22 protein-coding genes are annotated in these 18932 nt (G+C 70.9%); 4 read left to right on the top strand and 18 right to left on the bottom strand.

Translation table 11 applies throughout. The features are described from left to right. Positions 1-6: 6 nt before the first annotated feature. The 14 genes from HMPREF9062_RS05330 to HMPREF9062_RS05265 form a co-directional block, all read right to left on the bottom strand. Positions 7-333: a F0F1 ATP synthase subunit epsilon gene (locus tag HMPREF9062_RS05330; RefSeq protein ID WP_009749035.1), complete on the bottom strand. Its 327-nt coding sequence runs from the start codon at positions 331-333 to the stop codon at positions 7-9. Between the two features lies 1 nt (position 334). Next, positions 335-1780 carry a F0F1 ATP synthase subunit beta gene (atpD, locus tag HMPREF9062_RS05325; RefSeq protein ID WP_009749034.1) on the bottom strand — a complete coding sequence of 482 codons (1446 nt, stop codon included), beginning with the start codon at positions 1778-1780 and terminating at the stop codon, positions 335-337. Between the two features lie 58 nt (positions 1781-1838). After that, the gene (locus tag HMPREF9062_RS05320) at positions 1839-2783 is read right to left on the bottom strand and encodes a F0F1 ATP synthase subunit gamma (RefSeq protein ID WP_009749033.1); all 945 of its coding nucleotides are present in this window, start codon (positions 2781-2783) and stop codon (positions 1839-1841) included. A gap of 1 nt (position 2784) precedes the next feature. After that, the gene (atpA, locus tag HMPREF9062_RS05315; RefSeq protein ID WP_009749032.1) at positions 2785-4416 is read right to left on the bottom strand and encodes a F0F1 ATP synthase subunit alpha; all 1632 of its coding nucleotides are present in this window, start codon (positions 4414-4416) and stop codon (positions 2785-2787) included. A 70-nt stretch (positions 4417-4486) separates the two neighbouring features. Next, positions 4487-5302 carry a F0F1 ATP synthase subunit delta gene (locus HMPREF9062_RS05310; RefSeq protein WP_009749031.1) on the bottom strand — a complete coding sequence of 272 codons (816 nt, stop codon included), beginning with the start codon at positions 5300-5302 and terminating at the stop codon, positions 4487-4489. Then, positions 5299-5892, bottom strand: coding sequence for a F0F1 ATP synthase subunit B (locus HMPREF9062_RS05305; protein WP_034253806.1), 594 nt, complete (start codon positions 5890-5892; stop codon positions 5299-5301). The genes HMPREF9062_RS05310 and HMPREF9062_RS05305 overlap by 4 nt, the downstream gene beginning before the upstream one ends. Positions 5893-5907: 15 nt before the next feature. Further along, positions 5908-6117, bottom strand: a complete 210-nt coding sequence (gene atpE / locus HMPREF9062_RS05300; RefSeq protein WP_009749029.1) for a F0F1 ATP synthase subunit C — start codon at positions 6115-6117, stop codon at positions 5908-5910. A gap of 93 nt (positions 6118-6210) precedes the next feature. After that, on the bottom strand, positions 6211-7035 hold the full coding sequence (gene atpB / locus HMPREF9062_RS05295) for a F0F1 ATP synthase subunit A (protein WP_009749028.1): 825 nt from the start codon (positions 7033-7035) through the stop codon (positions 6211-6213). A gap of 84 nt (positions 7036-7119) precedes the next feature. Next, positions 7120-7575 carry a hypothetical protein gene (locus tag HMPREF9062_RS05290; RefSeq protein ID WP_009749027.1) on the bottom strand — a complete coding sequence of 152 codons (456 nt, stop codon included), beginning with the start codon at positions 7573-7575 and terminating at the stop codon, positions 7120-7122. Next, positions 7572-8714 carry an MraY family glycosyltransferase gene (locus HMPREF9062_RS05285; RefSeq protein WP_009749026.1) on the bottom strand — a complete coding sequence of 381 codons (1143 nt, stop codon included), beginning with the start codon at positions 8712-8714 and terminating at the stop codon, positions 7572-7574. Before HMPREF9062_RS05285 ends, HMPREF9062_RS05290 begins: the two co-directional genes overlap by 4 nt. Then, entirely contained in the window at positions 8711-9421 is a 711-nt protein-coding gene (locus HMPREF9062_RS05280; protein WP_034253804.1) for an L-threonylcarbamoyladenylate synthase, read from the bottom strand. Before HMPREF9062_RS05280 ends, HMPREF9062_RS05285 begins: the two co-directional genes overlap by 4 nt. Positions 9422-9459: 38 nt before the next feature. Then, complete coding sequence (locus HMPREF9062_RS05275) at positions 9460-9933, bottom strand: DUF456 domain-containing protein (RefSeq protein WP_253270751.1); 474 nt, start codon at positions 9931-9933, stop codon at positions 9460-9462. Positions 9934-10012: 79 nt separating this feature from the next. After that, positions 10013-10729: a response regulator gene (locus HMPREF9062_RS05270; protein ID WP_009749023.1), complete on the bottom strand. Its 717-nt coding sequence runs from the start codon at positions 10727-10729 to the stop codon at positions 10013-10015. Continuing rightward, positions 10719-12107: an ATP-binding protein gene (locus HMPREF9062_RS05265; protein WP_009749022.1), complete on the bottom strand. Its 1389-nt coding sequence runs from the start codon at positions 12105-12107 to the stop codon at positions 10719-10721. The genes HMPREF9062_RS05270 and HMPREF9062_RS05265 overlap by 11 nt, the downstream gene beginning before the upstream one ends. 135 nt (positions 12108-12242) lie before the next feature. On the opposite strand from HMPREF9062_RS05265, the gene HMPREF9062_RS05260 reads away from it, so the two are divergent. Next, on the top strand, positions 12243-14282 hold the full coding sequence (locus HMPREF9062_RS05260; protein ID WP_050795253.1) for a PspC domain-containing protein: 2040 nt from the start codon (positions 12243-12245) through the stop codon (positions 14280-14282). A 27-nt stretch (positions 14283-14309) separates the two neighbouring features. Then, the gene (locus HMPREF9062_RS12110) at positions 14310-14777 is read left to right on the top strand and encodes a hypothetical protein (protein WP_009749020.1); all 468 of its coding nucleotides are present in this window, start codon (positions 14310-14312) and stop codon (positions 14775-14777) included. A gap of 77 nt (positions 14778-14854) precedes the next feature. On the opposite strand, the gene HMPREF9062_RS05250 is transcribed toward HMPREF9062_RS12110, so the two are convergent. After that, positions 14855-15439 (bottom strand): DJ-1 family glyoxalase III, encoded by a 585-nt coding sequence (locus HMPREF9062_RS05250; protein WP_034254748.1) that lies wholly within the window; start codon positions 15437-15439, stop codon positions 14855-14857. Positions 15440-15537: 98 nt separating this feature from the next. Next, the gene (locus tag HMPREF9062_RS05245) at positions 15538-16362 is read right to left on the bottom strand and encodes an alpha/beta hydrolase family protein (RefSeq protein WP_083820028.1); all 825 of its coding nucleotides are present in this window, start codon (positions 16360-16362) and stop codon (positions 15538-15540) included. A 183-nt stretch (positions 16363-16545) separates the two neighbouring features. Here HMPREF9062_RS05245 and HMPREF9062_RS05240 point away from each other — a divergent pair, with 183 nt between their 5' ends. Further along, complete coding sequence (locus tag HMPREF9062_RS05240; RefSeq protein ID WP_009749018.1) at positions 16546-17196, top strand: nitroreductase; 651 nt, start codon at positions 16546-16548, stop codon at positions 17194-17196. On the opposite strand, the gene HMPREF9062_RS05235 is transcribed toward HMPREF9062_RS05240, so the two are convergent. Beyond that, a complete protein-coding gene (locus HMPREF9062_RS05235; RefSeq protein ID WP_009749017.1) occupies positions 17186-17821 on the bottom strand; it encodes a methylated-DNA--[protein]-cysteine S-methyltransferase in 636 nt (211 codons plus the stop codon). The two genes, HMPREF9062_RS05240 and HMPREF9062_RS05235, sit on opposite strands and share 11 nt — an antisense overlap. A 52-nt stretch (positions 17822-17873) precedes the next feature. Beyond that, positions 17874-18368 carry a MerR family transcriptional regulator gene (locus HMPREF9062_RS05230; protein WP_009749016.1) on the bottom strand — a complete coding sequence of 165 codons (495 nt, stop codon included), beginning with the start codon at positions 18366-18368 and terminating at the stop codon, positions 17874-17876. 179 nt (positions 18369-18547) lie between these two features. On the opposite strand from HMPREF9062_RS05230, the gene HMPREF9062_RS05225 reads away from it, so the two are divergent. Then, positions 18548-18844, top strand: a complete 297-nt coding sequence (locus tag HMPREF9062_RS05225) for a YciI family protein (RefSeq protein ID WP_034253797.1) — start codon at positions 18548-18550, stop codon at positions 18842-18844. Positions 18845-18932: the final 88 nt, after the last annotated feature.

The following is an 18932-nucleotide window of genomic DNA, read 5'->3' as shown; positions in this document are numbered from 1 at the left end:
TCGACCTTAGTCCTCGGCGTCGCTGGCGTTCACGGCCTCGGCCAGCTCGTCGCTGACTCGGGCCTGACCGGCCCCGTCCCCGGCGGCGTCGGCCGCCACCGTGATGACATCGTGGTCCACCGAGCAGAACCCCCCCGCCACCGGCACCTTGACGACCCCGTCGTCGGAGACGATACGCACGGCGCCGCGGCCCACGAGCGCTAGCACGGGCTGGCGCCCCGGCAGGACGCCGAGCTGGCCGTCGGCCAGAGGGACTGTGACCTGGGCGGCCTGCCCGGTCCACGCCCGCCCGCCGTCGCGGGAGACCACCTCGACACTCAGCGCCCCCGCCACGTCAGGCCGCCTTGATCTCAGCCGCGCGACGCTCGAGGTCGTCGATGCCGCCGATGTTGAAGAAGACCTGTTCGGGCAGATGGTCGTAGTCCCCGTCGGCAATGCGCTTGAAGGCCTCGACAGTCTCCGCCACGGGCACGGTCGAACCGGGCACCCCGGTGAACTTCTCCGCCATGTACATGTTCTGGCTCAGGAACTGCTCGATGCGCCGGGCCCGGCCCACGGTGACCTTGTCCTCCTCGCTCAGTTCGTCGATGCCCAGAATGGCGATGATGTCCTGGAGCTCCTTGTTCTTCTGAAGAATCGACTTCACCCGCGTGGCCACGTCGTAGTGATCGTCGCCGACGTACTGCGGCGCCAGCAGGCGCGAGGTCGACGCCAGCGGGTCCACGGCCGGGTAGATGCCCCGCGCGGCGACCTCGCGGGACAACTCGGTCGTGGCGTCCAGGTGGGCGAAGGTCGTGGCCGGAGCCGGGTCGGTGTAGTCGTCCGCGGGCACGTAGATGGCCTGCAACGAGGTGATGGAGTGCCCGCCGGCCGAGGTAATCCGCTCCTGGAGCTGGCCCATCTCATCGGCCAGATTGGGCTGGTAGCCCACCGCGGAGGGCATGCGGCCCAGCAGTGTGGAGACCTCGGAGCCCGCCTGGGTGAAGCGGAAGATGTTGTCGATGAACAGCAGCACGTCCTGATGCTGAACGTCGCGGAAGTACTCGGCCATGGTCAGGGCGGACAACGCCACTCTCAGCCGTGTGCCCGGCGGCTCGTCCATCTGGCCGAACACGAGCGCGGTCTTATCGAAAACTCCGGCCTCGCCCATCTCGACGATCAGGTCATTGCCCTCGCGGGTGCGCTCGCCGACGCCGGCGAAGACGGACACACCGTCGTGATCGAGGGCCACGCGCTGGATCATCTCCTGGATGAGGACGGTCTTGCCCACGCCCGCACCGCCGAACAGGCCGATCTTGCCGCCCTGGACGTAGGGGGTGAGCAGATCGATGACCTTGATGCCGGTCTCGAACATCTGCTCCTTGGACTCCAGCTGGTCGAAGGCCGGAGGCTGACGGTGGATGGGCCAGCGCTCCCGAACGTCCAGGGTCTGCCCCTCGGTGAGGTTGAGGACGTCCCCGGTGACGTTGAAAACGTGGCCCTTGGTGACCTCGCCGACCGGAACGGAGATCGGAGCGCCGGTGTCGCGCACCTCCGAGCCGCGCACAAGACCGTCGGTGGGTTTAAGCGAAATGGTGCGCACGATGTTATCGCCCAGGTGCTGGGCGACCTCGAGAGTGATTTCGTGCGGCTCGTCCCCATCTCCGGTGGCATTGACGGTCACCTTGAGGGCGTTGTACATCTCGGGGATCGCGTCCGGCGGGAATTCGACGTCGACGACGGCGCCGATGATCCGGGTGATGCGGCCGGTCCCGGCGGCGGGGGTGGTGGTGTCAGCCATATCAGTCACTTCCGTGCGGTCTTGCGTGGTCGTTGCGTTGGGATCCGGTACTGCTGCGCTACTCGGCGCCCAGAGCGTCGGCACCCGAGACGATCTCCGTGATCTCCTGGGTGATGTCGCCCTGGCGGGCGGCGTTGGCCAGCCGGGTGTAGGTGGTGATGAGGTCCTCGGCGTTGTCCGTGGCCGTGTGCATGGCCTGCTGGCGGCTGGCCAGCTCCGAGGCCGCCGCCTGAAGCAGGGCGTTGCGGATGCGACTGCTCACGTAGCGGGTCAGCAGCGCATCCAGGACGGCGTCGGGGCTGGGCTCGAACTCGTACAGGGGCTGGGCGCCCGTGTCCTGGGCGCGCACATGCTCCGTGCCGGCGGCGATGTCCTCCCGGTTGAGCTCGCCCGGCCCGTCGACGTCGACGACGGTCAGCGGCAGCATGCGGCGGACCTCGGGGACCTGGGAGACCATGGAGACGTAACGGGTGAAGACGATGTGGACCTCGGCCACGCCCCCGGCGTCGGCGGGCGCGAGGAAGTAGTCGAGCAGCGCTGTGGCGACCTCGTCGATGGACTCGCCCGAGGGCCGGTCGGACTCGCCCGTCCAGGAGCGCTCCACCTCGCGCTCGCGGAAGGTGAAGTACCCGGCGGCGCGCCGCCCGAAGGTGAAGACGACCGGCTTCTTGCCGTCCTCGACGAGCTGGTCCAGGAGCCGTTCGGACTCGCGCAGGATGGTCGCGGAGTAGGCGCCCGCCATACCGCGGTCCGAGGTGACCACGAGCACCGCCACGCGATCGGTGTCCGTGCGCTCGCGGGTGACCGGATGGTCGAGGTGCGCATAAGTGCCCACGGCCGCCACGGCCTGGCTGAGCGCGTGGTCGTAGGGTCCGGCCTCCTGCGCGTTGCGGCGCGCCGCACCGATCCGGGAGGAGGCGATGAGCTCCATGGCCCGGAAGACCTTCTGGAGGGTCTGGGTCGATCGGATGCGCTGCTTGTAAACGCGCTGGTTGCCTGCCACGTCAGCCCCTCTTGAGCACGATCTGCTCGCTCGTACGCTCCGCCGGCGGCTCGTCCTCGGCGGCGGCGACCTCCCCGGACAGGATCTTGTCCCCGGCCAGGTAGGTGGAGCGGAAGGACTCGACCGCATCGCGCAGGGCGGCCTCGGTGTCCTCATCGAGCTCGCCGGCATCCCGGATCCGGTCGAGGACGTCGGTGTTGCGACGCAGATGATCGAGCAGGGAGCGCTCGAAGGGCAGGACGTCGGCTACCTCCAGGTCGTCGAGGTAGCCGTTGGTGCCGGTCCACACGCCGGCGACCTGCTCCTGGACCGGGTAGGGGGTGAACTGGGGCTGTTTGAGCAGCTCCATGAGACGCTCACCGCGGGTCAGCTGCTGACGGGTGGCGGCGTCCAGGTCGGAGGCGAACATGGCGAAGGCCTGCATGGAGCGGTACTGGGCCAGGGTGATCTTGAGCGTGCCGGCGACCTTCTTCATGGCCTTGACCTGGGCGGCTCCGCCGACCCGGGAGACCGAGATGCCGACGTCGACGGCGGGACGCTGGTCGGAGTTGAACAGGTCGGACTGCAGGAAGATCTGACCGTCAGTGATGGAGATGACGTTGGTCGGGATGTAGGCGGAGACGTCGTTGGCCTTCGTCTCAATGATCGGCAAGCCCGTCATCGAGCCCGCACCCAGGTCGTCGGAGAGCTTGGCGCAGCGCTCCAGCAGGCGCGAGTGCAGGTAGAAGACGTCGCCGGGGTAGGCCTCACGGCCCGGCGGGCGGCGCAGCAGGAGGGACACGGCCCGGTAGGCCTCGGCCTGCTTGGACAGGTCGTCGAAGACGATGAGGACGTGCTTGCCCGAATACATCCAGTGCTGGCCGATAGCGCTGCCGGTGTAGGGCGACAGGTACTTAAAGCCGGCCGGGTCGGAGGCCGGAGAGGCGACGATGGTGGTGTATTCCAGGGCGCCGTGCTCCTCCAGGACGGCGCGCACGGAGGCGATCGTCGACCCCTTCTGCCCGGTGGCGACGTAGATGCAGCGCACCTGCTGGGCGGGGTCGCCGGTGTCCCAGTAGGCCTTCTGGTTGAGGATCGTGTCCAGAGCGATGGCGGTCTTGCCGGTCTTGCGGTCGCCGATGATGAGCTGGCGCTGGCCCCGCCCGATCGGGATCATCGAGTCGATGGCCTTCAGACCGGTCTGCAGGGGCTCATGGACGGACTTGCGGGACATGACGCCGGGGGCCTGAAGCTCCAGGGCGCGGCGGCCCTCGCTGGGGATCTCGCCCAGGCCGTCGATGGGGCGTCCCAGCGGGTCGACGACCCGGCCCAGGTAGCCGTCACCGACGGGCACCGAGAGGACCTCGCCGGTGCGGCGCACGATCTGGCCCTCGTCGACGCCGGTGAAGTCGCCCAGGACGACCACGCCGATCTCACGCTCGTCGAGGTTCATCGCCAGCCCGGCGGTGCCGTCCTCGAAGGTGAGCAGCTCGTTGGCCATGACGCCGGGCAGCCCCTCGACGTGGGCGATGCCGTCGGCGGCGAAGACGACGTGCCCGACCTCCTCGGCGGCCACCTGTGAGGGCTTGTAGGACTCGACGAACTCGTCCAGGGCGGAGCGAATGTCCTCCGGCCTGATGGTCAGCTCGGCCATCTGTCGTCTCCTTGGTTCGGGGTGTCGCGCACCGGACGGGTGCGCGGGTTGGTCTGTGGTGGCGGCGGGCTCAGCCCGCCAGAGCGACCCGCAGCCCGTCGAGAGACGAGCGCACGGTCGAATCGATGACGGTGTCCCGCACTGTCACCTTGACCCCTCCGATGACGGAGGGGTCAACGGTCGAATTGATCTCGACGTCCTCACCGAGCTGCCCGATCAGCACGGCCCGCAGGCGCGCCTCCTGGGCGGTGGTCAGCGGGACGGCGGAGACGACGTCGGCGATGGCCCGGTTCTGCATACCGGCGGCGAGCTCGACCACTCGCCGCAGATTGCGCGTCACCCCGCTCTGGGAGCGATGGCGCACGCACCAGATCACCAGACTCATCGCCGGACCGGACAGCATCGGGGAGAAGATCCGCCGGGCGAGTCGGACGCGGGCGTCAGTGCTGGCGCGCCGGGAGGGTTCGAGGGCCTCCCGCAGTCCCTGATCGCGCTCGAGCTCGACGGAGACCTCGAAGACCTGCTGCTCGACGTCGTCGAGCGTCCCCGCCGCCCGGGCGCCGGCCAGAATCGTCTCGATGCCCATGTCGTGCAGGGCGGTCACCAGGTCCATCGCCTTGGACCAGCGGTGACGGACCAGGCCCGCCAGCAGCTCGACGACGCGGTCGTCGGCGCGGCCGGCCAGAAGTCGTGTCGCGAGGGCCGCCTTGTCGTCGCCGGAGCGCCCCGGGTCGGTCAGAGGGGCGAACAGCGAGCCGCTGGCGATGATGTGGGCTATCTGGAGGATCTGCTCGCCGAGCGTCTGAGCCTCCCCGCCCGCGGCGGTCACGACGGGGCTCCAGGCTCGGGCTGCGGCGGCGCGGCTCGCGGCGGTGCCGGTGTTCACCGGGCCTCCTCGGCGGAGACGGCCGCATCGGCGCCTCTCAGGGGTGCCTCCTCGAGATCATCGAGGAAGCGATCGATGACGCGGGCGGACAGCTCGGAGTCGGTCAGCTGCTCGCCGATAATCTTCTCAGCCAGATCGCTGGCCAGCAAGCCGACGTCGGTGCGCAGGGAGATCTGAGCCGCTTGTCTGTCCGCCTGGATCTGCCGCTGCGCGGCGTCCATGGCCTTGCCGGCCTCGCCGGCGGCGGCGGTGCGCGCCTCAGCGATGATCTCCTTGGCCTGCGCCTGGGCATCCTCGCGGATGGAGGCGGCCTCGCGGCGCGCGTCCTCGACCAGGCGCGCGGCCCGCAGCTCGGCATCGGCCTGGTCGCCCTTGGCCTTGTCGGCCAGGGCCAGACCCTCTTCGATGCGGCGGGTGCGCTCGTCGAGGACCTTAGTGAAGCGCGGCAAGGCGTACATGATGAGCACGACCGCGATGATGACGAACGAGACCGTGCCCCACAGCAGATCGTAGCTGTGCGGCAGCAGCATGTTGTCGCCCCCGGATGAAGCGGCCGGCGCTACTTGCGGTGCGAAGAGCGGAGGGGTCATGAAGGACCGCCGGGATCAGGAGGTGAAGGCGAAGCCCGCGGCGAAGCCGAGCAGGCCGAGGGCCTCGATGAGGGCGGCGCCGATGAACATGTTGGTGCGCAGCGCGCCGGCGACCTCGGGCTGGCGGGCGGTGCCCTCCTGCGTCTTGCCGACGACGATGCCGATGCCGATGCCGGGACCGATCGCGGCGAGGCCGTAACCGATGGTGGCGATGCTTCCGGTCATAGTGGTTTCTCCTTGGGGTCGGACGAGGTTCCTCGTCTGTCCGGGTCGGGCCCGGGGCTTGTGATGATGAATTCGGATCCGGTGGCGCCGCCTTCAGTGCATGGAGATCGAGGACTCGATGTAGACGGCGCTGAGCAACGCGAAGATGTAGGCCTGGAGGACCGCGACGAAGATCTCAAAAAGGACGAAGGCCAACGCAACGCCGAATGTGACCACGCCCAGACCCTTGAGAGCGCCCACCGCATGGACGAACAGGGCGCTGGTGGCCGCATAGCACAGGGCGAGCAGGAAATGGCCAGAGACCATGTTGGCCAGGAGTCGGATCGTCAGGGTGACCGGCCGCATGATGAGGTTGGATAGGAACTCGATGGGGATGATGAGGACCCACAACGCCTTCGGCACACCCCGCGGAAGAACGGACCCGCGCAGGAAGCCGCCCGCGCCGTGATTCTTGATGCCGGCGTAGAAAAAAGTGATGTACGATACCGCGGCGAAAACGATGGGCATGCCGACCACGCTCGTGGCGGCAATATTCAGACCCGGGATGATGCCCGAGATATTGAGGAAGAGAACGCCCAAGAAGATCGTGGTGACAATGGGGACGTAGGGTCGTGCGCGTCGCTCGCCGATGATCTCCTCGGCGATGTTGACGCGGGCGAAGTCGAGCAGCATCTCGCACATGTTCTGGAAGCGGCCCGGCACCACCTTGGCGCGCGCGGCGCCGACGCCGAAGAAGACCACGAGCGCGGCCGTCATGATCAGACGCACCATCATAATGCGGTTGATCGCGAAAGGGGTTCCCACGAAGAGAAAGGTGTCGGGGAAGAAGTCGGACAGGGAAGGGGGCTCGAAGCCGTCACCGCCGGCGGCCGGGGCGATCGCCGTCAGACCGGCGGCGAGAGTCGCACTCGTGATCACCAGGTCTCCTTCGGGAAGATGTCGGGGCGCCGTCACGCCATCGCCCGGCCGCAGGCCGGACCACGGTGGGCGCCGGGAGTCACCCTACTCGTCTTCCGCCCGGGGTTCGACCGTAAAAGAGCGTCCGGAGGCCAGGAAGACGATCTCGACGCCGGTGACCCCGACGAGCACGACGGCCAGCGTGCCCAGGAACCACATCGGCGACATCTGATCCCTGCGGGGCCCGGCAAGCAGAACCACCGCGACCATGACGGCGATCTTGCCCAGGAAGGACAGCATGATGCCGCTGGAGGCCAGCAGCGGGAACCGGTCCCAGGGCGCCGTCAGCCCCGCCACGGTGATGAGCGTCAGCAGTGCGCCGGCGCCACCGCCCCACACGGCCCCGTTCCAGGCGCGTCCTCCCGTCAGCATCCCCGCCAGCAGGCCGAGCGCGACGAGTGCGGCGCCGACCGCGCCCACGCGCGCCGCGGTGCGTCGGAAGACCTCCTGGTGAGTGCGCACAGGGCGCGGGGCCGCGCGAGCCGTCCCCCCGATCCTCATCGTCGGGTCTCCTTCCTGATCCTGACGTGCCGGGCGCCCAGGCGGCGCGCCCAGGACTGGCGCACCCCCGGCATCATATCGACGGTGATGGCCAGCGCCGCCACCACGCCGACGACGGCGCCCACCAGGACGGCGGGCAACGGGAAGAAGGCCATGGCGGCGCAGGAGAAGGAGATGAGGGCGGCCCATACGTACATCACCAGGACGGCCCTGCGGTGAGAGTGGCCGGCGGCCAGCAGACGATGGTGCATGTGCATGCGGTCGGGGTGGAAGGGGCTGTGCCCGGCCCAGGTGCGGCGCGTGATCGCCATCATCATGTCGGTCAGGGGCAGCAGCAGCACCGCCAGGGGGATGATCACGGGCAGGAAGACGGGCACCGCCGTCGTCCCCTCGACGGACAGGGGGTCGATCTGGCCAGTGACGATGATGGTGCCGGCCGCCGAGATGAGCCCCAGCTGCATCGACCCGGAGTCCCCCATGAAGATCGTCGCCGGATGAAAGTTGTGCGGCAGAAAGCCCACGCAGATCCCGACCAGAGCGGCCACCACGGTGGCGGCCAGGGAGGTGTAGGAGGCCGGCTGGGTGGTGCGGGTGAGCACGTAGACGTACAGGAAGAAGGCGCTCGCACCGATGCCGATGATGCCGGCGGCCAGTCCGTCGAGCCCGTCGACGAAGTTGACCGCGTTGATGACCGCCAGCACCACGAGGATGGTGGAGAACAGGCTCAGTCGCGAGGACCCCAGGGTGACTCCTCCCACGGGGAAGGTGATGAGCTGCACCCCCCGCCAGGCCATGACGCCGGCCGCCAGGATCTGCCCGGAGAGCTTGGCCCACCAGTCCAGCTCCCACAGGTCGTCGACGACCCCCAGCAGGCACACCATGCCCGCCCCCATCACGACCGCCCACGCGGAGGAGTCGATGACGTCGGCCAGATAGGGAACCCGCGAGGCCACCGTCACCGCGGAGGCGAAGCCCGCGAACATGGCCACGCCCCCCAGCCGGGGGATCGGGGTGGAATGGACGTCGCGGGCGCGCACCGGGGTCAGGGCGTTGGACACCAGTGCGACGTGACGCACGATCGGCACGGACACGTAAGTGACCGCAGCGGCCACCAGAAGAACGAGCAGGTAGACCCTCACGCCGTGCGCCCCTGACCGCCCGCGTCGGGCAGCGGCGGCGCCCCCGCTGCCCGAAGCACAGGCTCGAGGACCGCCGCCAGGGCGGTGCGGGACAGGAGGCCGTCGCGCACCACCACCGGCGCCAGCGCCCGCTCGCCGGCCAAAGAGATGATCGTCGAGGGCACCGGACCGGGCGTGGGGCCGCCGTCGAGTACGAGGACGTCTCGACGGGGGAAGGCCCGACGCGCGGCGTCAGCATCGGTGGCCGGACGCTCGCCGGTGCGGTTGGCACTGGTGACCGCCATGGGGCCGGTGGCGCGCAGCACGGCCCGGGCCAGCGGGTGGTCGGGCACGCGCACCGCCACGGTGCCGCCCGTCTCCCCCAGGTCCCACTCCAGACCGGGGGCCGCATCCAGGACGAGGGTCAGCGCCCCGGGCCAGAAGGCCTCCATCAGAGCTCGAGCGGCGGGGGGAGCGCCGGCGATGACGCCGTCGAGCTGATCGGAGCCTGCAGCCAGAACCGGCGGGGGCATCCGCCGTCCGCGCCCCTTGACGGCCAGGAGCCTGGCGACGGCGGCTGCATCGGCGGCCGGAGCGCCGATGCCGTAGACGGTGTCGGTGGGCAGAACGAGCAGACCGCCCCCGCGCATGTGCGCGACGGCGCGCTCCAGCGCCTGAGGCGCCACAGGGAGCCCGGGGGCCCGCGTACGGTGATCGTGCCGGTCCATCACGAGGACAATCCTCCCACGATTCCTCGTGGCGAGGCTCAGCCCCGGATGAGGGCTCCGCCCCACGCGGCGGCGGCCACGAGGCAGCCGCCCAGCTCGAAGAGGATCGCCAGTCCCTGGGCCTTGACGGCCTCCCAGGCCGCGGCCCGGGCTCCGACCTGATCGGTACCGCGGACGAGCTCCCACAGGTAGACCCCCAGGGTGAAGCCGATCGGCAGCCCCACCACCGGCACGAGGAAGAAGCCGGCCATGCCGACCAGGCCGCCCACGAGCAGGGACGCGCCCGGCACCCCCGCGCGCTGGAGCCGACGGCCGACCAGGACGTACTTGCCCGCGCTCGTGACCACCACGGCGACAGCGGACACCGCCAGCACGACCCAGGCGGCGGTTCCTCCCGTCATGAACGCCCACACGGCGACGGCCGCCAGGACGATGGCCGGGCCGGGATAGATCTGGGTCAGGGCGCCGCCCAGCCCCAGGACGATGATCAGGCCGACGATAACGGTCCCCATCGTTCCCACGCGGCACAGCATGCCACAAGCGGCCGCGGCGCACTCGACGCCCCGCGGGCCGACCGCAGCCGGCGGGGCGCTAGACGAGGCGGCGGGCGGCGGCCCACCGGGTCAGCTCATTGCGGTTGGACAGTTGCAGCTTGCGCAGCACCGCCGAGACGTGCGTCTCGACGGTCTTGACGGAGATGAACAGCTCGGAGGCGCACTCCCTGTAGGTGTAGCCGCGGGCGATGAGCCGCATGACCTCGCGCTCGCGTGCGGACAGGCGGTCGAGCTCGGAATCGGCCACCGCCACCTCGCCGGCGCCGGCGCCGAAGGCGTCGAGCACGAAACCCGCCAGCCGCGGGGAGAAGGCGGCGTCGCCCGCGGCCACGCGCCGCACCGCCCCGACCAGGTCGGCCGTCGAGATCGCCTTGGTGACGTAGCCGCGCGCTCCGGCGCGAATGACACCCACGACGTCGTCGCTAGCGTCCGACACTGACAGGGCCAGGAAGCGGGTGGTCGGCACGTCGCGGCAGGCGACCACCACCTCGGCCCCTCCCCCGCCGTCGCCGCCCGGCAGGTGCACGTCGAGAAGGACGACGTCGGGGGCCAGCGCGTGGACGGCGGCGATGGCGCCCTCGACGTCGTCGGCCTCCCCCACGACCTGCAGATCGGTGGCGTGATCGGCGAGCTCGGAGCGCACGCCGGCGCGCACGAGGGCGTGATCATCGACGACGAGAATGCGCAGGGCCGCGGCGCCCGCAGCGGCGGCGGAGGTGGTGGCGGGGGCGGTGGTGGCGGGATCAGTCATCATGCTCCTTGGCGGGGGCGGGGGCGGGGGTGGGCAGGCGGAGGGCGACCTCGGTGCCCCGGGCGAGGCGCCGGACTTCGGCCGTACCACCATGACGGACCATGCGGGCGATGATGGACTCGCGCACGCCGTGGCGGTCGGGAGCGACGGCGTCGAGGTCGAATCCGGGTCCACGGTCCCGCACGAAGATCTCCATCCGCTCATCGGAGAGTTCGGCGTACACGGACACCGGCGGCTCGCCGTGACGCACGGCATTGGACAGGGCCTCGCGAGCGGCGGCGACGATGACCTCCGTGGCGCGGTCGGGGACGCGGTCGCCCACGACAACCAGTTCGACCTCGGCGCCGTAGCGGTCCTCGATCTCCCCGATGAGGTCGCGGACGGCGTCGGCCACTGACGTTCCCTCCTCGGGCCGGTCGGTGTAGAGCCAGGCGCGCAGCTCGCGCTCCTGGGAGCGGGCGAGGCGGGCGACGATCTCGGGCTCGTCCGCCCGTTTGCGGATGAGAGTGAGGGTCTGGAGGACGGAGTCGTGCAGGTGGGCGGCGATGTCGGCGCGTTCGGCCTCGCGGACCTCGGCGGCGCGGGTGTCCGCGAGCGCCCGATTGGTGCGCAGCCACAGGGGGGTCAGGATGAGGCCCGTGCCCACGACGAGGGCGGCGCCGGTCAGGGCTCCCGCGAGCAGGTCCCGCGGGGCGATGCCGTGCCCCAGCCACATGAGGATCCCGACGGCGGCCAGGGCGACGCCCCCGACCATGCGCAGGCGGGCGCCGATGTCGCGCGCGGGCCCGGTGACGGCATCGACCTGGGACCACGCGAGCGCCGCCCCGCACCCGATGACGATCAGCGGCCCGGCCCAGTCCACGAGCGAGAGCACTCCCACGCGCCACAGGGCGACGAGGACGGCGGCGAGCAGGAGGGCCCCTCCGCCCAGGAGGAAGCGCAGGCGGGTGGGGATCGTCGCCGGACCTGTCGGACGGGCGGCGAGCCGGGCGCGGATGGCGGGCACGGAGCCGGCCGCCTCCGCCCACGGGTCGCCGACGGGGACGGTCAGCCACAGCAGCAGGTACAGCAGGACGCCGGCGCCTCCGGCGAAGGCGGCCAGGACGAAGACGGCCCGCACAACCGCCGCGGACGCGTCGAGGTGGACGGCGATGCCGGAGCACACGCCGGTCAGTACGCGCCCGGGGCGCCTGCGGGACCCCCCGTCCGTCACGGCGGGGCGACCGGTCGTCCCGGAGGCCAGCCGAAGAGGCAGTCGCCGCAGGGGCAGTGGCCGGGGGGCGGCGTCGGCGGTGCCCAGGGAGCGCAGGACCGACGCCGCAGTCGGCGGGGCCGCGGACCGGCCCTGGGCCGCGCTCGTCGCACTCGTCGGGATCGTCACGGCTCTATCGTGACACGTCCCGCGGCATCCCGGCCCCGTCGTCAGACGCGATCGGGGACGATCCGGGACCCTATGGGGGGCGGTTCAGGGGCTCCCCCGATCGTCAGGGGCGGGTGCGACGGCGAGCATTGGGGCATGAGCAACTCCGACATCCCCTCCGGCGACCTTCCCGACGGGTCCGGGCCGACCCCCCGCGCCGGCTCCCCCGGCTCCTCCTCCACCGGCGCCTCCCGCCAGTCCCCCCGTCCTTCGGGCCCTCCTCCCGGCGCTCACCGGCCGGGCGCGGACCAGCAGACCCGCCCGTGGCCGCCGCGCCGAATAGCGGCCGGGCTCTTCGACTCCATCCGGCGCTCCGGCATGATGCGCACCGACCAGCGGTGGATCGGCGGGGTCGCGGGCGGCCTCTCGCGGCGCCTGGGTGTGGATGTCACGCTCGTGCGCTGCGTGTGGATCGTCCTGTCGCTCTTCTTCGGCCCGGGCCTGGTGCTGTACGGCCTGGCCTGGGCGCTCCTGCCGGAGGAATCGGACGGGAGGATTCATGCCGAGCAGGCTCTGGTCGGCGACGTGAGCGCCGGCCTGGTCGGATCGGTGATCGTCTTCATCGGCGGTTTGAACCAGGGGCTGTTCCCCTCCTGGTACATGGACCACTGGTACGACCTCGGCATCATCGCGGTCTTCTGGCACCTCTGCTGGGCGCTGGTGTGGATCGGTCTGATCGCCGGGGTAATCATCTGGTTCGTCCGGTCACTGCGAGGGAGGTCGGGCCGCCGTCCGCGGCCGGATCCCGACCGCCCGGCCTGGTTCCACCAGGCCGACCCGAGCCCCGAGCCGACGCCCGGAGCGCCGGCCGGACCGGGTCACGGGCGCACGGCCTTCGCACCCGAGAGCACGGGCGAGTCCTCCCCGTCCGACCCCGCCCCGGGCCGGGCCGCTCCCGCAAGCGCCCCGTCCTCACCGCACGGGGTGCCCGTAGCCCCCCGGCGGCCCGTCTACGGTCCCCGACCGGTTCCGCCGCGTCCGCGCGTACCGGGCCCGGGCCGGACGGCGAGTCTGCTCGTACTCGGCCTATGCTTGATCGGGCTGGCGGCCGCCGGCCTGGCCCACACGACGCACACGCTCAGCACCTTCCAGGCGATCTTCCTAACGGCCGGGGGCGTGATCCTCCTGCTGGCGAGCGGCATCATCGTCTCCGCTCTGAGGGGTCGTCGCGGCGGGTGGATGACCGGTCTGGGCTGGCTGTCCCTCCTCGCGGGTCTGCCGCTGCTCGTCTTCGGGTCCATCCTGCCCCCGCAGGCCGTCAGCGCTCCCATCGCCGGACGCCCCGTCGACATCGTCCTGACCGACGAGGACCTCGACCCCGCCACGACGTCCTACCCGGTCCTGCCCGACGGCACCATCGATCTGGGGGCCTACGCGGCCGGATCCGTCACCGTCGATCTGCGCCGGGTGGCATGGGACGCGGACGGAGACAAGGACGCCGCGGTACGCATCGTGATGGGGGCCGGACGCGTCCTGGTCAAGACCGGCGAGGGTCAGCCCGTGCGGGTCGACGGTCATGCCGAGGCCGGGGAATTCGGGACCGAATTCACCTCGGCCTGGGAGACGAACTTCCCCGCCGACGACGAGCAGTGGCCCGCCAAGACCTACACGGTCCAGGGGGAGGAGCTGCCGCTGAGCCACACGTGGTGGCCCCTGAACCACAGCCGCTCCGAGGCCGTCTCGCCCGCGGCCAAAGACCGTCACGGCCTCATCAGCGTCGATGCCGAGGTCGGCGCCGGGGCGATCAAGGCTGAGGAGACCTCGTCCCAGGTGAGCTGGACCGGCTCCACCCAGGCCGGCACATGGGTCGTCAGCTCGTGGACCGACCCGAGCAGCGGCCACCACTCCGGAGACGAGCTGCCGGTGACCGGCATGACTCATCCGGCCGTCGGCACGGACGTCGCTGAGAGCTGCCTCAGTCGGGTCATGGGCGACGACGAACCGCGACGGGCGCGGTGGAGCGACGTGTCCGGCCTGTCGGAGGCCACCCGCTCCGCCTACGAGGGCTGCCTGACCTCCGCGTGGGAGAGGGGCGAGGGGTCGGGCACCGCCGCACCCGAGCCTTCCGGTTCCGCTTCCAACAGCGGGCCCGGCGCCACTGGGACTGCCGCGCCCTCATCCACCCCGACGCACTGACACGCCATGTATCCGAGGAGATCCGCCATGAACACCGAGACCACCAAGAGCATTAAGAATGCACAGGGCCCGGAGGGCGCTGCGACCACCGAGCCCCTGCCCGGCACCGGCGCCGCCGGGACCGGCGTCCCGACGCCCCCGTCGGGCCCGGGCGAGGCGGAGACGTCCGGACCCGGCGCGGCCGTGCTCTCGCCCGAGGAGGCGGAGGCGGCGACCATCATCACCGATATGACGACACCACGACCCGACCCGGATCAGGTGTGGAGCTCCAACTCGCCGGAGCGCGAATCGCAGGAGCAGGAGCGTCGGCCGCTGCGCAGGAGCACTCTGACCTGGGGCCTGATCCTTCTCGTGCTGGGCGGACTGCTCGTCGCCTTCGGGTTCGGCGTGCACATCGACCCCGCCATGACGAGCATCATGCTGCTGGCGAGCACCGGTGTCCTCCTGCTGGTCGTCGCGCTGATCCCCCGCCCCCGCAAGCGCTCGGGCGCCTGAGTCCGGGCCGATGCGCGGCTGCGGGGGTCGGACCGTCCGGACGGTCCGACCCCCGCAGCCGTGCGAACCGCCTCAGCTCAACGCTGGTAGACGACGCTCTTCTTGAGTGCATCGACGGCGTCGTCGTCGAGCAGGAAGCGGACGATCTCCAGCCCCAAATCGACGGCGGTGGCCATGCCGCGGCTGGTGAGCAGGTCGCCGTCGATCACGACGCTGTCCCGACTGACCCTCGCACCCCCCTTCTCCAGGGCGTCGATGAAGGCCGGATTAGCGGTGGCCCGGCGACCGCTCAGCAGCCCCAGTTCGGCCGGGATCGAGGGCGCGGCGCAGATCGCGGCCAGGGGCAGGCCCGATTCCAGCCGTCGGGTCACCTCGTCGGTCACCGCCCGGGTGCTCTTGAGGTTGAGGGTGCCGGGGATGCCGCCCGGCAGGAGGACGAGGGCGTAGTCGGACAGGTCGGCGGCGGCCAGGAGGGCGTCGCAGCGGAAAGTGATGCGGTGGGAGCTGGTGACCTCGATGTCGTCGCCCACGGCGAGCATGTCGACGGCTATCCCGGCGCGGTAGAGCAGGTCGACGACGGCCAGCGCCTCGATCTCCTCCAACCCCTCGGCGATGAGTACGGCCACCTTGGCGTCGGTGGTGAGATGATCCGGGGTGGGCACGGTTCCTCCTTCTTCGAGCAGCATGCGGTGTTCGCTCTCGACCTTAGTCCGCTCGGACCCGGTCGGCGAGGCCCGGCGGCGGGTGCCCCGGTCGTCGGCTAGTCCTCCTCCAGCACCTGGCACCAGGTCAGGAAGGCCTCCGTGCGCGCCATGGCGTCGGCGAACCGCTCATCGCCGAAGCCGTGGGCGGCGCCGGGCACGCGCTCCAGGACGGCGTCGGGCAGGAGGCGCACGGCCCGTTCGGAGACGGTGATCGGGACGTCGGCGTCCCGATCACCATGAACCAGCAGTACGGGGACCCGCAGCCGGGTCAGCTCGGCGTCGACGTCCAGGCCCCAGATATCGAGGGCGTAGCGCCGCGCGAGGGTGATGTCGCGCCCGTCGACGCGGTGGGTGAAGGTCGGCGGCACCGCCGAGGGCGCGCCGAAGCGGGTGCGCATCGCGGCCGGCAGGCGCAGCGCCGGGTACCACAGGACGAGGGCGGCGACCTGGGCGGGTCGGCGGAAGGCCTCCAGCGCCGCCACGAGGCCGCCCTGACTGCGGCCGAACAGAGCCGTGCGTCCGGCGTCGATGAAGGGCCAGGCCCGCGCCGTCCCCAGGATCGATTCGAGGTCGGCGATCTCGGTGAGCACGGACATAGCGGTCGTGGAGCCGGCGGTGGGCGCCCCGCCGCCCCGGAAGGAGGGGACGACGGCGACGGCGCCCGCGGCGGCCAACCGCTGTCCGACGCCGGCTACGCGCAGCCCCGATTCCCCCAGCCCGTGGCAGCAGACGACCAGCGGTGCGCGCATCCGCCCGGCGGCGGCGTCGCGGGGCACGTAGACCAGGGCATGGACAAGGTCGCCGGGCCTCTCGGAGCCGGTGAACCGGCCGCTGTCGGCGGGAACGGCGACGGTCAGCTCGCGGCTGAGGTAGTCGCGCATACTCCCCCCGATTCTCCGTGCACGCCGGGCCCGGCGGCGCCATCGCCGTCGACCACGATAGACGTCCCGGTGGCGCGAGTCGCGCCGAAAGAGTCGGAATAGGGTAGGGCGCCCCGCGGTTGCGCCGATGCGCCCTGCGCACAATCCCGGATCGCCCGCAAGTCAACCGGATGAAGGACCATCATGGACCTGACGACCGCCATCACCTCACGCCATTCGACCCGCGCCTTCACCGATGAACCCGTCGGCCGCGAGACCATCACCGAGATCGTCGCCCTGGCCCGGCGCGCGCCGTCCTGGGTCGACTCCCAGCCCTGGCGCGTCTACGCCGCCATCGGAGCCGCCCGCGAAAGGATCGCGCGCCGTCACGCCGAATCTTCGACCTCCGGCGCGCGGGGCCGTTCCGACATCGCGACGATGCACCGCGATCAATGGGCGTCGGCGCAGCAGCGGAACATGGCCGGGATGAGCGAGAGCCTTCTCGCTCTCCTCGGGCCGGACCTCGAGCGGGTCACCGGCGAGGCCAGGGCGTCGCTGTTCGGCGCGCCCGCGCTCCTGTACCTGACGATCCCCAGGGCCGTGCCCCAGTGGTCCCTCTACGACCTGGGGGCATTCGCCCAGACACTCATGCTCGCCGCGCGCGATAGGGGGCTGGACACGATCCCCGCTTACGAGCTGGTGCGCTACCCCGCGGAGGCCCGCGAGGAGATGGGCATTCCCGATGACGAGATCCTCGTCGTCGGCGTGGCCCTGGGCCATCGCGCCGATGCTCTCATCAACTCACTCGTCACCGACCGCGCTCCGGTGGAGCAGGTCCTGACGATCAGAGACTGAGAGCCTGAGAGCCCTGCGGGGGAATTCCCCGGTACGTCGGCGCCTCACGGCCCGGGACGGGGCACGCGGGATGGCGCTCGGGCACGAGGGCGCCCTCCAGGCGCAGCAGTCGGGTCTTGCGGTCGGCTCCGCCCGCATAGCCGGTGAGCGAGCCGTCCGCACCCACCACACGGTGACAGGGCACGACGACGCTGATCGGATTGCGTCCCACGGCGCCGCCGACGGCGCGTGCCGAGCAGCGACGTCCGGTCTCGGCCTCGACGTCGTCGGCTATCTGCCCGTAGGCGCGGGTGACCCCCCGCGGGATGGCGCGCAGGCGCGCCCACACGCGCTGCTGGAAGTCGGTGCCGCGCGGGGCGAGCGCGGGAGGTTCCCCCGGGTCGTCACCGGCAAAGCACCGCTCCAGCCAGGCTCTGGTCCGCGCGAGAACAGCCGGCTCGTCATCGTCCCCGGCCCCGACGACGACGGGCGGCGCCTCGTCGTCCCGGTCAAGACCGGCCCGATCGTGACGCTGGCCGTCGAACCAGGCGCCGACGAGCGCCCCGCCCTCGGGCAGGTCCGCCCCGGTCCGCGCCACCAGGGTCATCGGGCCCAGGGGTGAGCGGTAAGTCGTGAGGTAAAGCATCTGTCTGTCCTCTCTCGTCGGTCCCGGGCTTCTCGAACCGTCCGCCGGCCTCTTAATCGCGGCGGTCGTTGCAGACCTCTCTGATCCGGCGGATCCGCTCGGGCAGGTCCTCGGGCGCCATGGTGCGCGGGACCTCGCAGGACCCCGCCGCCGAGGCGACCTCGTAGAACCAGCACTTGTAGTCGATGAAGTCGAGGGTGGTCCTGAGGTTCTCGAGCTCGCGGAGCACCTCCTGCCGGCGGGCCTCGATAATGCGGCGGCGAGCCTCGATCGTGGAGTCGCCCTCGACGTAGAGGCGCGCGTACTCCTTGATCTCCTTGATCGGCATGCCGGCCGTCTGAAGCCTTCCGATGTCGCGGATCCACTCCAGGTCGTCCTCGGTGAAGCGGCGGGTGCCGCCGCCGGTCCGGGTCACTGTCGGCAGGAGTCCCTGCCTGTCGTAGAAACGCAGCGCCGAAACCGTCATCCCCGTCGCACGGGCGGCCGCGCCGATACCGTAGACACGTTCCCCCTTCTCGGCGGCCTGCGCCATCGCCGATGCGCTCATGCCTCGTTCCCTCCCCTAAGCGGACCCGTGCGGTTTCTCACTCGCACCCGTCAGCGCCGCTCTTGATCTGAACCTTACTTCACATTGAAGAGTAGTCCTATGACACCGCCGAGTGGAACGCCCGGCGCCCTCGAGCGCCGACGCGGGCCGCGGAGAAAATGGAGATTCAAGGAGCACCCGTGTTCGTCATCAATCTCATCCTCACGGAAAACACCGACGAGAAGACCGCCGCCGAGCACCTGGCGGCTCATCGCGCCTGGTTCTCCTCCCACGTGGAGAAGGGCGACTTCGTCCTCGTCGGGCCGCGCCGTGACCGGGAGCGCGCCGGCATCATCATCAGCCGGGTGACCTCGCGCGAAGCCCTGGACGAGATCCTGTCCGAGGACGTCTACTTCCCGAGTGGCGCCGCCTATGAGGTCATGGAGTTCACCGCGGTGCAGGGCATCCCCGCCGTCGCGGGCCTTCTCGAGCGGTGAGGCGGATCCGGGCCCCATCCGCTTCGCGGCAATCCGCGACAACAGACCACCCACCGGCACTTAAGGAGTTCCGATTCCCGTGATCACG

This window comes from Actinomyces sp. oral taxon 448 str. F0400, assembly GCF_000220835.1.
Lineage (GTDB): Bacteria > Actinomycetota > Actinomycetes > Actinomycetales > Actinomycetaceae > Actinomyces.
The sequence above is the reverse complement of the archived record's forward strand: the minus strand, read 5'-3'. Positions and strand labels throughout refer to the sequence as shown.

What these genes read in the sequence shown, in the direction of transcription:
- HMPREF9062_RS05275 (WP_253270751.1), bottom strand. Translation starts at nt 9,933, where the DNA reads ATGGGGACCGTTATCGTCGGCCTGATCATCGTCCTGGGGCTGGGCGGC.
- HMPREF9062_RS05280 (WP_034253804.1), bottom strand. Translation starts at nt 9,421, where the DNA reads ATGGACCGGCACGATCACCGTACGCGGGCCCCCGGGCTCCCTGTGGCG.
- HMPREF9062_RS05240 (WP_009749018.1), top strand. Translation starts at nt 16,546, where the DNA reads ATGGACCTGACGACCGCCATCACCTCACGCCATTCGACCCGCGCCTTC.
- HMPREF9062_RS05260 (WP_050795253.1), top strand. Translation starts at nt 12,243, where the DNA reads ATGAGCAACTCCGACATCCCCTCCGGCGACCTTCCCGACGGGTCCGGG.
- HMPREF9062_RS05230 (WP_009749016.1), bottom strand. Translation starts at nt 18,368, where the DNA reads ATGAGCGCATCGGCGATGGCGCAGGCCGCCGAGAAGGGGGAACGTGTC.
- atpD (WP_009749034.1), bottom strand. Translation starts at nt 1,780, where the DNA reads ATGGCTGACACCACCACCCCCGCCGCCGGGACCGGCCGCATCACCCGG.
- atpA (WP_009749032.1), bottom strand. Translation starts at nt 4,416, where the DNA reads ATGGCCGAGCTGACCATCAGGCCGGAGGACATTCGCTCCGCCCTGGAC.
- HMPREF9062_RS05290 (WP_009749027.1), bottom strand. Translation starts at nt 7,575, where the DNA reads ATGAGGATCGGGGGGACGGCTCGCGCGGCCCCGCGCCCTGTGCGCACT.
- HMPREF9062_RS05235 (WP_009749017.1), bottom strand. Translation starts at nt 17,821, where the DNA reads ATGCTTTACCTCACGACTTACCGCTCACCCCTGGGCCCGATGACCCTG.
- HMPREF9062_RS05305 (WP_034253806.1), bottom strand. Translation starts at nt 5,892, where the DNA reads ATGACCCCTCCGCTCTTCGCACCGCAAGTAGCGCCGGCCGCTTCATCC.
- HMPREF9062_RS05245 (WP_083820028.1), bottom strand. Translation starts at nt 16,362, where the DNA reads ATGCGCGACTACCTCAGCCGCGAGCTGACCGTCGCCGTTCCCGCCGAC.
- HMPREF9062_RS05270 (WP_009749023.1), bottom strand. Translation starts at nt 10,729, where the DNA reads ATGATGACTGATCCCGCCACCACCGCCCCCGCCACCACCTCCGCCGCC.
- HMPREF9062_RS12110 (WP_009749020.1), top strand. Translation starts at nt 14,310, where the DNA reads ATGAACACCGAGACCACCAAGAGCATTAAGAATGCACAGGGCCCGGAG.
- atpE (WP_009749029.1), bottom strand. Translation starts at nt 6,117, where the DNA reads ATGACCGGAAGCATCGCCACCATCGGTTACGGCCTCGCCGCGATCGGT.